This is a genomic window from Mucilaginibacter sp. A3364, assembly GCF_059690715.1.
This window is the reverse complement of record NZ_JCAWED010000001.1, coordinates 1,439,092-1,455,306: the sequence shown is the minus strand read 5'-3', so window position 1 is coordinate 1,455,306 and position 16,215 is coordinate 1,439,092. Positions and strand designations below refer to the sequence as shown.

12 protein-coding genes are annotated in these 16,215 nt (G+C 44.6%); 8 read left to right on the top strand and 4 right to left on the bottom strand.

What is annotated here, in order from left to right:
- Positions 1 to 76: 76 nt before the first annotated feature.
- From AC59JT_RS06430 to AC59JT_RS06395, 8 genes are all read left to right on the top strand, one after another.
- Positions 77 to 787, top strand: a complete 711-nt coding sequence (locus tag AC59JT_RS06430; RefSeq protein WP_497396949.1) for a 3'-5' exonuclease — start codon at positions 77 to 79, stop codon at positions 785 to 787.
- Positions 784 to 2,481: an ABC transporter ATP-binding protein gene (locus AC59JT_RS06425; protein WP_497396947.1), complete on the top strand. Its 1,698-nt coding sequence runs from the start codon at positions 784 to 786 to the stop codon at positions 2,479 to 2,481. Before AC59JT_RS06430 ends, AC59JT_RS06425 begins: the two co-directional genes overlap by 4 nt.
- Before the next feature lie 76 nt (positions 2,482 to 2,557).
- On the top strand, positions 2,558 to 4,696 hold the full coding sequence (rnr, locus tag AC59JT_RS06420) for a ribonuclease R (RefSeq protein ID WP_497396945.1): 2,139 nt from the start codon (positions 2,558 to 2,560) through the stop codon (positions 4,694 to 4,696).
- A gap of 31 nt (positions 4,697 to 4,727) precedes the next feature.
- Positions 4,728 to 5,702 carry a polyprenyl synthetase family protein gene (locus tag AC59JT_RS06415; protein ID WP_497396943.1) on the top strand — a complete coding sequence of 325 codons (975 nt, stop codon included), beginning with the start codon at positions 4,728 to 4,730 and terminating at the stop codon, positions 5,700 to 5,702.
- A gap of 7 nt (positions 5,703 to 5,709) precedes the next feature.
- On the top strand, positions 5,710 to 6,099 hold the full coding sequence (locus AC59JT_RS06410) for an energy transducer TonB (RefSeq protein WP_497396941.1): 390 nt from the start codon (positions 5,710 to 5,712) through the stop codon (positions 6,097 to 6,099).
- Between the two features lie 107 nt (positions 6,100 to 6,206).
- Positions 6,207 to 6,632: an energy transducer TonB gene (locus AC59JT_RS06405; protein ID WP_497396939.1), complete on the top strand. Its 426-nt coding sequence runs from the start codon at positions 6,207 to 6,209 to the stop codon at positions 6,630 to 6,632.
- A gap of 9 nt (positions 6,633 to 6,641) precedes the next feature.
- Complete coding sequence (locus tag AC59JT_RS06400; protein ID WP_497396937.1) at positions 6,642 to 8,945, top strand: GH92 family glycosyl hydrolase; 2,304 nt, start codon at positions 6,642 to 6,644, stop codon at positions 8,943 to 8,945.
- Entirely contained in the window at positions 8,942 to 9,373 is a 432-nt protein-coding gene (locus tag AC59JT_RS06395; protein ID WP_497396935.1) for an energy transducer TonB, read from the top strand. Before AC59JT_RS06400 ends, AC59JT_RS06395 begins: the two co-directional genes overlap by 4 nt.
- 63 nt (positions 9,374 to 9,436) lie before the next feature.
- On the opposite strand, the gene AC59JT_RS06390 is transcribed toward AC59JT_RS06395, so the two are convergent.
- The 4 genes from AC59JT_RS06390 to AC59JT_RS06375 all read right to left on the bottom strand — a co-directional run bounded on the left by AC59JT_RS06390 (position 9,437) and on the right by AC59JT_RS06375 (position 16,032).
- Positions 9,437 to 9,973 carry a hypothetical protein gene (locus AC59JT_RS06390; protein ID WP_497396933.1) on the bottom strand — a complete coding sequence of 179 codons (537 nt, stop codon included), beginning with the start codon at positions 9,971 to 9,973 and terminating at the stop codon, positions 9,437 to 9,439.
- Between the two features lie 353 nt (positions 9,974 to 10,326).
- Complete coding sequence (locus tag AC59JT_RS06385) at positions 10,327 to 13,494, bottom strand: efflux RND transporter permease subunit (RefSeq protein WP_497396931.1); 3,168 nt, start codon at positions 13,492 to 13,494, stop codon at positions 10,327 to 10,329.
- A gap of 30 nt (positions 13,495 to 13,524) precedes the next feature.
- Positions 13,525 to 14,700 (bottom strand): efflux RND transporter periplasmic adaptor subunit, encoded by a 1,176-nt coding sequence (locus tag AC59JT_RS06380; RefSeq protein WP_497396929.1) that lies wholly within the window; start codon positions 14,698 to 14,700, stop codon positions 13,525 to 13,527.
- A gap of 3 nt (positions 14,701 to 14,703) precedes the next feature.
- Positions 14,704 to 16,032 (bottom strand): TolC family protein, encoded by a 1,329-nt coding sequence (locus AC59JT_RS06375; RefSeq protein WP_497396927.1) that lies wholly within the window; start codon positions 16,030 to 16,032, stop codon positions 14,704 to 14,706.
- Positions 16,033 to 16,215: the final 183 nt, after the last annotated feature.

The window sequence follows — 16,215 nt, the reverse complement described above, 5'->3', positions numbered from 1 at the left end:
TTTGTCATGATTTTACTGGCAGATTAATTTCCGCCCAAAATCATTTATATTGCCTGCACATTACCGTGTTTAAGCTATGCTCGAAAATTACGATCTGCATAATATTTTGATATTGGATATTGAGACCGTGCCCCAATATGCAACCCATGCCGAAGTGCCCGAAAATTTCAAGGAACTGTGGGACAAGAAAACCCTCAACCTCCGCAAGGAAACCGCCCCCGAAGATTTTTATGAACGCGCCGGTATCTGGGCCGAGTTTGGAAAGATCATTTGTATTTCGGTAGGCATATTTACCGGCACGGATGCCAGCGGACTGCGCATAAAATCCTTCGCCAAGCATGACGAAAAGGAGTTGCTGGAAGATTTCTCGACCATGCTGAACGGTCAGCCCCCCAGCCTCATATTATGCGCCCATAATGGTAAGGAATTTGATTTCCCATACCTATGCCGCCGCTTGCTCATCAATGGCCTTAAACTGCCCTCGCAGCTGGATATTGCCGGTCGAAAACCCTGGGAGATCAACCACCTGGACACGATGGAACTATGGAAGTTCGGCGATTACAAAAGCTATACATCGCTCAACCTCCTTACCGCCATATTTAACATCCCCACCCCAAAAGATGATATTGACGGCAGCATGGTGGGCCATGTGTACTGGAATGAAAATGATCTGCCCCGCATTAGCACCTATTGCCAGAAAGATGTGATAGCCACCGCCCAACTGCTGCGCCGTTACCGTGGCGAAAGCCTGATAGACAACGACCACATTACCATGGTAGGCCAATGATGCTGGACGTACGCGGACTCAGCATCCGCTTCAAAACGCAGGACGGCTGGTTTGATGCCGTTAAGCAGACTAATTTCCGGCTTACCAAAGGGGAAACATTGGGCATTGTAGGTGAATCGGGGTCGGGAAAATCGGTAACATCGTTAGCACTCATGCGTTTGCTGGATAAGAAGCAGGCAGATATCAATGGCGAGGTGTTATTAGATGATGTCGACCTGTTCAAATTAACGGAAGAGCAAATCCGCGCCATCCGCGGCAACCGTATCGCCATGATCTTCCAGGAGCCTATGACCTCGCTTAACCCGGTATTAACCTGCGGTTTCCAGGTGGCTGAGGCTATCCGGCTGCATCTTAATGTTGATGAGAAAACAGCCAGGCAGAAAACAATCAAATTGTTTGAGGAAGTGCAACTCCCCCGACCTGATGATATGTTTGATAGTTACCCGCACCAGTTGTCCGGCGGCCAAAAACAGCGTGTGCTTATAGCCATGGCCCTAAGCTGCGATCCCGAGTTACTAATCGCCGACGAGCCCACCACCGCGTTGGACGTTACTGTACAGAAAACCATCATCGACCTGTTGCAAAAGTTAAAAACAGACCGCGGCATGAGCCTTATTTTCATATCTCATGACCTCGGCGTAGTAAGCCAAATAGCCGACCGCGTGCTGGTAATGTACAAGGGCGATGTGGTTGAAGAAGGTAATGTTAAAACTATATTCACTCAACCACGACATCCGTACACAAAAGGTTTATTGGCCTGCCGGCCATCAGTAAATTACCGACTAAAAATGCTGCCGGTCATTGCGGATTTTATGGTAGATAATCCGCCGACAGTAGCAGATATTAGGGAACGACATATCATTACCGCCAACGAAATAGAGGAGCGCCGAAATCAGTTATATAGTCAGGAGCCCATTCTCAAAGTAAATGATCTGAACACCTGGTTCCCTGTTAGCACCGGGTTATTTGGTCAGCAGCATAACGTGGTGAAAGCCGTAAATAATGTAAGCCTCGATGTTTATCCGGGCGAGACTTTAGGCCTGGTTGGTGAATCAGGCTGCGGCAAAACCACCTTGGGGCGAAGCATTTTACGGTTGATAGAACCCACATCAGGCAGCATAACTTTTGAAGGCACCGATCTGCGCAAGCTAAACACCGCCGATATGCGGCAGATGCGACGCGATATCCAGATCATTTTCCAGGATCCTTACTCCTCGCTCAATCCTCGCCTAACCATCGGCGAAGCCATCATGGAGCCTCTACAGGTGCATGGCCTTTATGGCAATAACACGCAACGCAGGCAAAAAGTGTTGGAATTGCTGGAGCGCGTAAACCTCTCTCCCGATCAATTTAACCGTTACCCACATGAGTTTTCGGGCGGGCAGCGGCAGCGAATTGTCATTGCTCGGGCATTGGCATTGCAGCCCAAGTTTATTATTTGCGATGAATCGGTTTCGGCTTTGGATGTATCAGTTCAGGCGCAGGTATTGAACCTGATCCGCGAGTTACAGCAGGAACTTAATTTGACCTACATCTTCATCTCCCATGATCTGGCAGTGATCAAACACATTGCTGATCGGATGATGGTGATGAACAAAGGCGAGATCATAGAGTGGGGTTATCCTGACGATATTTATGCACATCCGCAAAATGATTATACCCGTAAGTTAATAGCGGCCATCCCGGGTTTTTAATATTGGCGTAAGGTTTGTATAGGCATCCCGATATCCAGCTAAAAAACCTGTATCTTCGCGTAAATACATTTACCATATGTCTAACAAAAAGAAAAAAAGTTCATCAATAAACCAGGTTCTTACCCAACTGGTATTGGATATTTTTGAGCAAAATGGCAATGCACCTCTTAATTACCGCCAGGTATCAGCTAAACTAAATGTGCGCGATCCGGAAGACAGATATACCATACTCGATATTTTAAAAGAAGAAGCCTTTAAACAAACCTTGAAAGAGGTTTCACCGGGCAAATTCCAATTGATAGAATTAAAAACATTTGTTGAAGGTAAAGTTGATCTGACTAACGACGGATCGGCATTTATTGTAACAGATGACGAGGACGAAACCGACATTTTCGTGGCCCCGCGTAAACTACGTAACGCGCTAAACGGCGACCGTGTAAAAGTTTACGTATACGCCAAAACCCGCGGCAAACGCAAGGAAGGCGAAGTGATAGAGATATTGCAGCGCGCCAAAATGGAGTTTACCGGCATTGTAAAAATGTCTGATCGTTACGCGTTCTTCCTGCCGGATGATCGTAAAATGATGCACGATATTTTCATCCCGATGGAGGCTCTTAACGGCGCCAAGAACGGCATTAAAGCAGTAGCCGAAATTACTGACTGGCCAAGCGGCGCCAAAAACCCGGTAGGTCGTATAAAACATGTACTGGGCAACCAGGGCGAGAACGACACCGAGATGAACGCTATCCTGGCGGAATATGGTTTCCCGCTATCATTCCCTAAAGATGTTGAGCATGATGCGGAGGAGATCCCGGCAGATATCACGCCACAGGAAATTGCTAAACGCCGCGATTTCAGAGATACCATAACTTTCACCATCGACCCATTTGATGCTAAGGATTTTGATGATGCCTTATCATTTAAAAAATTGGAGAATGGCAATTACGAAGTAGGCGTTCACATTGCCGACGTATCGCACTATATCATTCCTGACTCGGCTTTGGATAAGGAAGCTTTTGACCGTGCTACGTCGGTTTACTTGGTTGACAGAGTAATACCGATGTTGCCTGAGCGCTTATCGAATGGATTATGTTCATTGCGTCCGCATGAAGACAAATTGTGCTTCGCTGCAGTGTTTGAATTGGATGAAAACGCGAACGTTATTACCGAATGGTTCGGCAAAACGGTGATCCATTCTGATCGTCGCTTTACATACGAAGAGGTACAGCAGGTTATTGAAACCGGCGAAGGCGACTTTAAAGAACAAATTCATATACTAAACGCTTTGGCCTATAAGCTTCGCGAACGTAAGTTTAAAGCAGGCGCCATCAGCTTTGAAACTACCGAAGTTAAATTTATCCTGGACGATAAGGGCAAACCCACCGGCGTGTACGTTAAAGAGCGTAAAGACGCGCACAAACTAATTGAAGACTTCATGCTGTTAGCCAACCGCAAGGTGGCGGAGTTTGTAAGCAAAAAAGGTAAAGGCAAGCACAAATACACGTTTGTATACCGCGCGCACGACTCGCCTAAACCTGATTCATTGGCCAGCTTTGCGCAGTTCGCTTCTCGATTTGGTTACAAGATCAACACCAAATCTGACAAAGAAACTGCCCGCTCGCTTAACTTTTTAATGGAAGATGTGGAAGGTAAAAAAGAGCAAAACGTATTAACGCAGCTGGCCATACGCTCAATGGCCAAGGCTATTTATACCACCAAAAGCAGCAGTCACTACGGCCTGGCTTTTGATCATTACACGCACTTCACCTCGCCTATTCGCCGGTATCCGGATGTAATGGTACATCGCTTGTTACAGCATTATTTGGACGGCGGCCAATCGGTTAATGCCGAACATTACGAAAAGCTATCGCAGCATTGCTCGCAAATGGAGAAAAAAGCGGCGGATGCCGAACGTGCTTCGGTTAAATACAAGCAAGCCGAATATCTTCAAAATCAGGTTGGTAAAGAATATGCCGGCGTTATTTCGGGTGTTACCGAGTGGGGTATGTATGTTGAAATTATCGAAAACAAGTGCGAGGGTATGATCAGGCTGCGCGATATATCTGACGATTTTTATACTTTAGACGAGAAAAACTATGCCATCATCGGTCAACGTAAAAAGAAGGTGTACCGCCTTGGCGATGAGGTTACTATCCGCGTAAAAAATGTGGACCTGACCAAAAAACAGATAGATTTTTCGTTGATACAAGACTAATTGCGCGCACAATTGGTCATTAAAACACATAATGAGAGAACTTAGCGAACTACAGTTACTGATACAAAACGCCGTTCAGAAAATGGCTTACCCGGCCCACCCGGCCGAACTTTACCGCCCGATAGAATATATACTTGACCTTGGCGGTAAACGCATGCGCCCAGCCCTTCTGCTGATGGCTTGCGACCTGTTTGGCGGCGATGTAGAGAAAGCCCTGCCCCCTGCCCTGGCTATTGAGGTGTTTCACAACTTTACGCTGATGCATGATGACATTATGGACAATGCTCCGCTGCGCCGTGGTAAAATAACCGTGCACGAGCGTTGGAATCAGAACGTGGCTATCCTATCCGGCGATGTGATGCTGATAGAAGGTTATAAGCTGATGATGCAGGTTGAGGACCATTTGCTGCGCACCATACTGGATATTTTTAATGCTACCGCCGTGGGCGTTTGTGAAGGCCAGCAACTGGATATGGATTTTGAAGTGCGTGATGATGTGAAGATCGACGAGTACATCAACATGATACGTCTTAAAACGGCTGTAGTTTTAGGTGGTGCTTTAAAAATAGGCGCCCTTATTGGCAATGCCGATAGAAAAGACGCGGATCTGCTGGATGAATTTGGCGTAAATATTGGCCTCGCCTTCCAATTACAGGATGATATTTTGGACGTTTACGGCGACCCTGAAAAATTTGGCAAACAGGTTGGCGGCGATATCATCTCCAACAAAAAAACATACCTGCAAATTAAGGCGCTAGAATTAGCTAACGCTGAACAGAAACAGCAATTAAACCAATGGTTTACCGCAAAGGAGTTTGATGCGCAGGAAAAGATAGTGGCGGTAACGGCTATTTACGATGCCACGCAAGTTAAACAACAAGCCGAAGCCACTATGCATCAATATGCGGATAAAGCTTTTGATGCGCTTGAAAAGATAAATCTGCCTGAAGAAAACAAACAATACCTGCGTGATTTTGCCGATAATTTGATGGTGAGAGAGTATTAAACCCACTATGAAAAAAATCACTTTAATTCTGATCATCAGCTTCATTTGTTTGCGGGCCAGTGCCCAGGAAAAAACTACTGTAAGAGATACTGCCAACCTTCTTTTTAGCACAGTTGAAGTGCCGCCCTCTTTCCCGGGAGGTGTGAGCAAATTGAATAAATATCTGGAAGATAATATGACTTATTCAGTCAATGATCATAGTAGCGGTAAAGTGTATGTTTATTTTGTTGTGGAAAAAGATGGAGGTTTGACAGATGTGAAAGTAATCAGGTCTTTATCGAAGGAACACGACAAAGAAGCTATTAGGGTGATTAGTAATTCGCCCAAGTGGGTGCCCGGTATGCAAAATGGCATAAAAGTTAGGGTTGTACAGATATTACCAGTTGTGTTCCGTTAGCAACATTCACTTCGTATCATTTTTTACAACAAAATACGTTTCCTCAAAAAATTCTGTAGCTTAGGATATTACAAACCATCAAAACGGTAAACCAATATTCAGGCTTTATGAAAACTTTGTGGCTACTCCTGTTCGCTGCCGCATTTGCCCTGAAACTGCAGGCGCAAAACCTGGCTACTATCTCTCATATCAGTGAGGATAAAATTTTTACGCATGATATTGACGTGATGCCCGAATACTCGGGCGGTATGAAACGCTTTTACAACCGTATTAAGCGTATCCCTTATACTTTTGACGACCGTATGAATGCCCGCAAAGGATTGGTCACTGTTTTTATGGTGGTTGAAAAAGACGGCAGCCTGAGTAACCTGAAGATCATTCATGGTATCTCTGAAGTACAGAACAAAGAGATCATGCGTGTTGTAAAAAAACTTCAGCCATGGAAACCCGGCATTCACCAGGGACAACCCGTGCGTGTACTGTACAGCGTCCCCATCAATTTTGAATTGATAGATAAGTTTGATCCAATATAAACCCATTATATGAGCGAAGATAAAAACGGCCTTTCGCGCCGTAAATTTATGCAGGCCGGTGGTGTGCTGGCTGCTGCTGCGGTTATCCCAACCAATTTAAAAGCATCAGACGTACAACCTGAAACCGAGGCTGCTAAAACCGAAACAGATTATCTGCAGTATATCGATCCAACTATTGGTAATATAGCACCATTACTAAATACTAACCGTCCAGTTGTACACCTGCCTAATCAAATGGTACGCACACATCCACGCCGACAGGATTATCTGGATGATCAGATCTCGGGCTTCGCCCTGTTATCGCTTAACGTAATTACTCCACAATACATCTTTTCGGTTCGCCCGGCGCTTAAGGATACGGATTGGAATGACCGCATGACCTATGACCATGATATGGAAATTACCCGCCCATGGTATTATGCTACAACGTTGATCGATCAGGGTATTCGCGTAGAGCATAGTGTAGGTAAACGCGGCGGCATTTATCGTTTTAAGTTCCCGAAGGGGACTGAAAAGCTTATTTTGCTTACGCATTGTTATGAGAATGGTTTATATGATATAGCTGGTGATAACAGCGTTACGGGCACCGAGTTTGTATTGAACAACAATCACGCGCAAAAAGGCACAGCTTATATGTATGGCACTTTTTCGGGCAAGCCTAAAACTAAAAAATCAAAAGGCGACAAAGATTGGGGAACTTATACGGTGCAAGGTGCACTGCCTACTCCTAAAATGATGGAGGGCGAACGAATTACTGCAACTTATAGCAAAGCCGATGCAGATGTACAGGAATTTAGATTCGCCGTATCATTCATCAGCCCCGAACAAGCTAAAAAGAACTACGACGAAGAATTTAAAACCGTAACGTTAGACCAGTTGGCCACACAAGGCAAAGCCATCTGGAGCAAAAATATTAACCGCATACAAGTTGAAGGCGGCACAGTTGGCCAGCGTCGTACATTTTATACCGCACTTTATCGAAGCTACGTGCGCATGTTCAACATCACCGAAAGTGGCGGCAAATACTTTAGCGGTTATGATAATAATGTGCACGAGGACAAGCGCCAGATGTATACCGACGACTATACCTGGGGCAATTATATTGCCCAGCATCCGCTACGCGCTATACTGCACCCCGAACAGGAAGGCGACATGCTGCAATCGTACGTAAATATGTATGAGCAAAGCGGCTGGATGCCCGAGTACCCTAAAGTGTTTGGCGACAGGCCCGGCATGTTTGGTTTTTATTCAGCAGTAATGTTTTTGGATGCTTATCGTAAAGGCATCCGAAACTTTGATTATAAGAAGGCGTTGGAAGGTATGTTAAAAAATGCCGAGCAAGCAACCATGCTGGCATCAACAAACGGCCCTAAAGGCGCGCTTGAAGATTTTTATCACGCTAAAGGCTACTACCCTGCCCTGAAGATAGGGGAAGTGGAGAATGACCCGATAGCCGTAGCCAAACGCAGTTCGCGCTCGGCAGTAGCGGTTACATTGGCGGCTAGTTATAATGACTGGGCGGTTAGTGAATTAGCACGTGAATTGGGCGACACAGCTACCGCTAACAGATACGCTCCAAAAGCTAAAAACTACAAAAACCTATGGAGCAAGGATAAAACATTGTTTATGCCTAAGGACGACAAGGGCGATTGGGTAAACATTGACCCTAAAATGGTAGGGCAATCTTATTATAACGAAAACAATGGCTACACCTACAAATGGGGCGTTACGCATGATATTGAAGGCCTGATGGAGTTGATGGGCGGTAGCGATAAGTTTGAGGCCGAACTTGATCAGCTTTTCCGGGAAGGTTTGGGTAGCAGCCGGAACGTTTTCCTAAACAAATTTCCGGATATGACGGGCCTGATCGGACAGTTTGCGATGGGTAACCAGTGCTCCTTCCAGATACCTTACTTCTTCAACTACACCAAATCGCCCTGGAAAACGCAGAAGTGGACACGTTTTATACTGGATGTTTATTTTAAGGATAACGTATTAGGTGTTTGTGGGGATGAGGATGGCGGCTCTATGTCATCGGTAGTAGCTTTTAGCGCGATGGGCTTCTTCCCTGTTAAACCCGGATCGCCTATGTATACCATTACCAGTCCGCTGTTTACCAAGGTAACTATTGATCTGCCGAATGGTAAAGTTTTCACGCTGATAGCCAATGGCAGTTCGCGCAGCAAAAAGTACATTCAATCAGCTAAAATGAATGGACGGAAACTAGATAAGTTATGGTTTTCACACCAAGAGTTGATCAATGGTGGCACTTTGGTATTAGAGATGGGCGAAATGCCTTTGAAAAAAGCATGAAAATTTTAATTACCTGCCTGTTTCTATACATCGGTGTAGCCAAAGCTCAAAAAAGCGATACGACCATCTATACAAGCTGTTCAACAGTAAAACAACGCATTGATACTAACATTGGGCAAAATAAACAGGGCGCTATATACAATATTGTGTTTGATAGTTGCCCGGAGTTTAAAGGAGGTGATGAAGGGCTGCGGAAATATTTCAGCTTAATCGCAAATAAAACCAGTGACAAACGTCGGCGTATATTCGTAAGCTTTATTATTGAAAAAAACGGGTATCTAAATAATGGGAAAATTATACGTGGGGTCTCTAAAAATTACGATGATTTAGCCCTTAAGCTTATCAAGCTTTCACCTAAGTGGAAACCGGCGATACTAAAAGGAAAACCCGCTAGATTGAGTTATATAATCCCGGTAGATTTAAAGTAATCATAAAAAAAAGGCCCGTATCAAAATGATACGGGCTCTTAAATTTTCATTGTTTAGCTAAGCTTACAATTTAAAGCCATAAGCTATACGTAAACCTACCAAACCATAGTTATTGCTTTGGCCTGAGAAATTCTCGTAACGTACAGCAACATCCCAGCTTTGATTAGCAAAACCAATACCTGGCGCTAAGATCAGTTTAGTGTCTTTAAAACCTTTGGTTTCAAAACCGGCACCGGCTTCAGCACCGAAGTACAGGTTATCGGCAAAAAAGCCTTTAACACCCAGTTTTACCGGTACTAAACCTAAATCGGCTCCATTAACAGTTGTGCCGCCTACGGTATAATTTTTACCAAAGAAGTTATAGTAACCTGAAGTTAAAGTCCAGGCCAGGCCTTCATCGGCACCGTATTGCAAACGGGCAGTTGCACCGGCTGCAATGTTTGAGCCGCTATGCGCATTACCTGTAGGCACACCTACTTCTGCGCCTATACCAAAACGTAATTTACTATCTGAATCTGTAGATTGTGCTTTTGCATTGCTTCCAATTAATAGAGCCACACCGGTTAAAGCTGCAGCAGCTAATTTTGTTAACTTTTTCATTGTTGTGTTATTATTTAAGTAAATGTTCATATATCCCCTCCTAAACAAATACTTTGCCAGTGTGCCAAAAACTATACAACTTTAACATTTAGTTTAGATGAGTCGACCAGTCGAGTTTGCTGTACCCAACGAGCAAAAGCACTGATTATCAGTGTAACATTCCTGTTGTAAATAAATCGATAATATACTTGTGGCAGACCAAAAACCTAAACGGTATACGAGGTAACAAATGCCTTTTTTTGTAGTCGATTTTGTATGGTAAACGGTGCTTTTCATCAAAATTTCATTTAACAACAGGCAAAAAATAAGGCCTTTAGCTTAGCTAAAGGCCTTAAAAATAAAGTAACAAGCTATTAATGTTCTTTTATCTCGGCATCTGCATCAAAATTCGCTTCAAGCTCAGCCAGTTTTTCTTTGCCGTAGGCGAACTTAGTGATGAGGTAAAATAACACCGGTACTATAAATATGGCCAGTGAAGTTGCACCCAACATACCACCAAATACTGTCCAGCCGATAGTTCTACGCGCTACGGCGCCTGCGCCTGATGCAAACAATAATGGTAATACACCTAATATAAATGCCAGCGAGGTCATGATGATTGGCCTTAACCTTAGGCGAACGGCCTCCAACGTAGCTTTTTCCAATTCCATGCCGCGGTCTACCCTTTCCTTGGCAAACTCAACGATCAGGATGGCGTTTTTAGCGGCGAGACCTATCAACGTTATCAAACCAATTTGCGCATAAACGTTGTTATCAAGCCCAGGTTGTATGATGAGGAACAAAATAGCACCCAGTGCACCCAACGGTACCGCCAGCAATACCGAGAACGGCACCGACCAGCTTTCGTACAAAGCAGCGAGGAACAAGAACACAAAACCTACCGATAACAGGAAGATATAAACCGTTTTTGAACCGGTTAACTTCTCTTCACGGCTCAGACCCGAAAACTCATAACCAAAACCTTGCGGCAATGATTCTGCCGCCACCTCTTCCAACGCTTTCAAAGCGTCACCACTACTATAACCAGGCGCGGCGTTACCACTAACCTCGGCCGAGCGGAACAGGTTAAAGTGCGTGATCAATGGCGCATTCTCAATAATCTTGTAACTAGTAAGCGTGCTTAATGGCACCATAGTACCCGCCGAGTTACGGACAAAGTACTGCCCTATATTCTGGATATTGGTACGGTAATTTGTATCGGCCTGCGCCATTACCCTAAAGGTACGGCCGTAAAGTGTCAAATCGTTTATGTACGAGCTACCCATGTAAACCTGTAAAGCATTGTTTACGTCAGATAATTGAACACCCAAACGCTTAGCTTTCTCTCTATCAATAGTTAATTGGTAAGCCGGTGTGCGCGCGGTAAAAAATGAAAAGGCTTTGCCTATTTCAGGACGCTCGCGCAGTTTAGCTATGAAGCCCTGTAAGGCACCTTCAAAGTTTTTGATATCGCCACCTGCCTGTTTTTCTTCCAATATGAATGAGAAACCTGCAGTACTACCTAAACCCGGTATAGCCGGCGGAGGAATTACCACCACGCTGGCCTCTTTAAACCTGGCTAATTTTTGTTGAATGATTGGCACCAATTCCAACGAGGTACGTTTACGCTCATCCCATGGCTTAAGCTGCACAAACACGGTAGCACTATTTGATTTGGTAGCGAAACTCACTACGTTCAAACCGCCCAAACCTGCATAGTGGCCCACTTCGGGGATACTATCCAACGTGCTCATTACTCCTTTTAATACGGCTACAGTACGCTCGGTTGATGATGCTTCAGGAAGATCATAAGTAATGTACAAACGCCCCTCATCCTCTACCGGGATAAAACCTGTTGGTTTTTTGACGAACATTATGACGGTGCCTATAATAATACACACCAGGATAATAACTACAAATTTTGAGTTTTTGATACCCTTATGTACACCATTACGGTATTTGCCTGTAACACGTTCAAACCAGTTGTTAAACCTGAAGAAGAATTTATCCAGGCCTTTTGATTTTTCATCAAGCTTGTGTGGTTTTAATATCAAGATACATAAGGCAGGCGTTAATGAAAGTGCCACGAAAGCCGATATTAAGACCGATATAGCAATAGTTATCGCGAACTGCTGGTAAAGCCTGCCCACAATACCCGGCACAAAACCTACCGGCACAAATACCGCTGCCAGGATCAATGCGATGGCGATAACCGGCGCCGAAATGTCCTGCATTGCATGGCGCGTTGCTTCAACCGGCGACATGCCTTTTTCATCCATGTAATGTTGAACGGCCTCTACCACCACAATGGCATCATCCACCACAATACCGATAGCTAACACGAAACCAAATAGCGTTAAGGTGTTAATGGTAAAGTGCAGTGGTATAAAAAAGATGAACGTACCAATAATAGATACCGGGATAGCCAATACCGGGATAAGCGTAGTGCGCCAGCTTTGTAAAAACAGGAACACTACCACAATTACCAATATCAATGCGATGATCAATGTTTCCACCACCTCATGCACAGAAACCCTCACCACAGTTGCCGATTCGAACGGTACAATGTAATCCACATCAGCCGGGAAAGTTTTTTTAAGCTGATCCATGGTGGTCACAACGTTCTCGGCTGTCTCTAGTGCGTTACTGTTTGGTGCCTGGTAAACCAGCAGGTATGATGCACGCTTGTTATCAACGTATGAGTTACCGGCATAGTTAAACTTACCCAGCTCAATACGGGCAACATCTTTTAAATGCACCACTGAGCCGCTACCCGGCTGTGTGCGCACGATGATATTCTCGAATTCTGATTTTTTTGACAAACGGCCGCGCACCAATACCGAATACTCGAAAGATTGTCCTTTTTGCTGCGGCGTTGAACCTACAGTACCGGCGGCAACCTGCGCGTTTTGCTCTTGCAGGGCTTGTGTAACATCAGCAGCGGTCATGCCCAAGGCTGCCAGTTTATCCGGCTTAAGCCATATACGCATACTAAAATCATCCGCACGGGTAAATACGTCGCCCACGCCTTTGGTACGTAACAGCGCGTCGCGTACAAATATGTTGGCATAGTTGTCGGTAAACGTTACATCATGCGTGCCTTTAGGCGAATACATGGCTACCAGCATTAATATGCTCGGGTTACGTTTACGTACGGTAAGGCCCAAACGCTGTACTTCCTGCGGTAAGGTTGGGGTGGCAATACCAACACGGTTCTGCACATCAAGCGCAGCTATATTAATATCGGTGCCTACTTCAAAGTTAACGGTCATGCTCATGGCGCCATTGCTGGTACTGTTACTTTGCAGGTAGGTCATGCCCGGGGTACCGTTCACCTGTATCTCTACCGGGGTAGCCACGGTTTGTTCAACCGTTAAGGCATCTGCACCGGTATAGTTACCTGTAATTTGGACGGTGGGCGGTGTAATTTCGGGGTATTGGCCGATCGGCAGACTAGCCATTGCCAGTATACCCACAACAATTATAACTATTGATATAACTATGGCGGTAACCGGTCGTTTTATAAAAGTTTCTGCTATCATTAGTAGTGTTTATTTAGTACTGTACCCGGTTTATTTAGCCTGTGGTTTTTGCCCTGCCGGCGCTGCCGACGGATCGCCCAAAACTATCTTGCCACCATCGCGTAAGCGTTGCAAGCCTTCGGTTACCACTTTCTGGCCCTGGGTAAGGCCATCCATTATTACTACGTTATCACCCACACGCGGGCCTAATACTACCTTTTGTTGCTTCGCGATGGTATCCTGCGATACAAACACAAAGAACTCGCCCATCTGCTCGGTAACGGCTTTAAATGGTACCTGTACACGGTTACCCGATTGATTGTTCAATACGCGCAATACCGTGCTCATACCATCCCTTAAAACACCATCGTTGTTAGGGAATTGAATACGCACTTTAATAGTACCTGTCTGGCTATTCACACCACGATCTACGATAAGTACTTTACCCGGTTTGGCATATTCCGTACCGTCTGACAATTGCAAGCGGAATGTTGAATCAGTGCTTCTTCTCTGCAGATCATAAAAACGGTTAATATCCTGCTCATTGATTACTACGTCAACACCTATAGGATTTTCTGTAGATATGGTATTTAATAATGTAGTGCCCGGGCTAACCTGCGCCCCTAATCTAACCTGAGATATACCTATACGGCCCTTAAACGGCGCGGTTATCAGCGAGTAAGAAAGATCTGTTTTAGCGCTGGCCAAAGCTGCTTTGGCAACTTCAACCTGGCTTTTGTTTATCTCGTAAGTAGCAGTAGCCTGGTCGACAGTCTGGCGGGCAACGGCGTCGTTCTTCAATAACATGTTATAGCGGTCGATATCTTTCTGCGCTTTGGCCAGGTTGGCTTGCGCGCTTAAAACGTTGGCTTGCGCCTGGTTATATGCCGCCTGGTATTTACGGCGGTCTATCTCATACAAAGTTTTACCTTGTTGTACTATTTCACCTTCCTTAAAAAATATACCGGTAATAAAACCTGTTACCGCGCTGCGTAACTCCACATTGTTAATAGCAACTACGGTACCAGTGTATTGATCATAATAAACAGTAGGCGCGGTTTGAGCCTCGGATACGTTTACCGGCGTAGGCGGCAAAGCAGCAGCCTGATCGGCACCTTTGTTTTTACATGATGCCCAGGTAAGTGCAACTAGCGGGGCCAACCAAAGTATATGTTTATTTTTCATGGAGAAAGTATAATTTATGCGTTTTATTGATAAAGTTTTCATTGTTTATTGTTGATCGATAGTAAGAGTACCCATTGCGCGTTGCAGATCAATTTTGCTGGATAGCACCTGGAATAAAGCATTGTAATAATTAAGCTGCGAGGTACGCAGATCGGCCTGCGATACGATAACGTCCAGGTAGGTTTTTATCCCCTCACGATATTGCAGGCTCACTACGTTGTATACATCTGTTGCCAGGGCTACGTTCTGTTTTAAGGTTTGCCAGTTGGTATAGTTGCTTTTATATCTGGCAAGCGCCTGCACGTACTCGGTATTAATAGCGTTTTGCTGATCTACAATATCCAGATCAGTACGTAGTACCTGTAATTTAGCTTTACTTAAATTTTTAAGTCGGCGACCACCCTGAAATATCGGCAACGATAAAGATAAACCTACATAAGCATTGGGTATAGCATTGCTGTACAGTTTATCTATCCCGCTGTTTAAATAAAACAGGTTGTAAGCACCTATTGCCGATAACGACGGTAGGAAACCATACTTATAATAGTTAACATTAATATTACGCAGGTTTTTCTGCGTTTGCAGCATCTGGTATTCAACGCGGTTGGATACGTTTAGGGCTTGCAGTGTGTCAATACCTGCCTCCTGCTCGTACCGGGTAGAATCATATGATAACGTGAAGCTGGTATTAGCATTCACCCCCATCACCTGTTTCAAAAAAGCCATTTTGCTTTTTATACTTTCGATAGTGGCCTTGCGGGTAGCCAGTTCATTGTTAAGCGCTATGGTGGCTTGCTTATAGTCTATTTTATCAACCACACCGGCCTGGTATTTACTTTGCGCGTCTTTTAAACTGCGCTGCAGGCGGGCAATGTTTTCGTTAATGATAGTAAGCTGGCGCTGAGATAACAAAACATCAAAAAAAGCTTTGCTCACATCAGATACAACACTGATCTGGCTACTGGCTTCGTTCTGTTTATAGTACAAACGCGAATAATTGGATGATTTTGCAGCCAGCGATACTTCGTTATTATATAAGGTTTGACTAGCCTGTATCCCTAACGTCGAAAACTCAGTAAATCCGGCGCCCGATATACCCGCGGCAGCAGCGTTAGGTGTACCTTTTAAGTAATGCTGATATTGCCCGGTAGAATTTATTTGCGGCAGCCATGACGATAGTGAAATACCTATGTCCTTTTCGTTGATCTGGGCATCCAGGTTTGCCTGCCTCACATTTGGTTGATTGCGCAAAGCAAAGGCAATGCTTTGTTTTAAGGTGATAACATTAGGTATGCTATCGATTGTTTGAGCTTTTAAAATAGATGGTACAATTAATGTAGCACCCGCTACAAGTAACAAATATATTTTTTTCATACGGTAGAGAAAGATCGTGACGATCGTGAGTAAACAAAATGCAGGCCAACGGTAGCATGGCTGCACTTATTGAGCTTAAATAATTAAGAAGATGCGAATATGAGGCATTTAAAAACCATAATACAGCCTGTAACACAAATTTGACTTTAATACTACACTACAACTACATTACTCGTAAAGCAC

Excerpts from the sequence above, each read along its gene's own strand:
- AC59JT_RS06405 (WP_497396939.1), top strand. The coding sequence starts at position 6,207 with ATGAAAACTTTGTGGCTACTCCTGTTCGCTGCCGCATTTGCCCTGAAA.
- AC59JT_RS06430 (WP_497396949.1), top strand. The coding sequence starts at position 77 with ATGCTCGAAAATTACGATCTGCATAATATTTTGATATTGGATATTGAG.
- AC59JT_RS06400 (WP_497396937.1), top strand. The coding sequence starts at position 6,642 with ATGAGCGAAGATAAAAACGGCCTTTCGCGCCGTAAATTTATGCAGGCC.
- AC59JT_RS06390 (WP_497396933.1), bottom strand. The coding sequence starts at position 9,973 with ATGAAAAAGTTAACAAAATTAGCTGCTGCAGCTTTAACCGGTGTGGCT.
- AC59JT_RS06425 (WP_497396947.1), top strand. The coding sequence starts at position 784 with ATGATGCTGGACGTACGCGGACTCAGCATCCGCTTCAAAACGCAGGAC.
- AC59JT_RS06415 (WP_497396943.1), top strand. The coding sequence starts at position 4,728 with ATGAGAGAACTTAGCGAACTACAGTTACTGATACAAAACGCCGTTCAG.
- AC59JT_RS06385 (WP_497396931.1), bottom strand. The coding sequence starts at position 13,494 with ATGATAGCAGAAACTTTTATAAAACGACCGGTTACCGCCATAGTTATA.
- AC59JT_RS06395 (WP_497396935.1), top strand. The coding sequence starts at position 8,942 with ATGAAAATTTTAATTACCTGCCTGTTTCTATACATCGGTGTAGCCAAA.
- AC59JT_RS06375 (WP_497396927.1), bottom strand. The coding sequence starts at position 16,032 with ATGAAAAAAATATATTTGTTACTTGTAGCGGGTGCTACATTAATTGTA.
- rnr (WP_497396945.1), top strand. The coding sequence starts at position 2,558 with ATGTCTAACAAAAAGAAAAAAAGTTCATCAATAAACCAGGTTCTTACC.
- AC59JT_RS06380 (WP_497396929.1), bottom strand. The coding sequence starts at position 14,700 with ATGAAAACTTTATCAATAAAACGCATAAATTATACTTTCTCCATGAAA.
- AC59JT_RS06410 (WP_497396941.1), top strand. The coding sequence starts at position 5,710 with ATGAAAAAAATCACTTTAATTCTGATCATCAGCTTCATTTGTTTGCGG.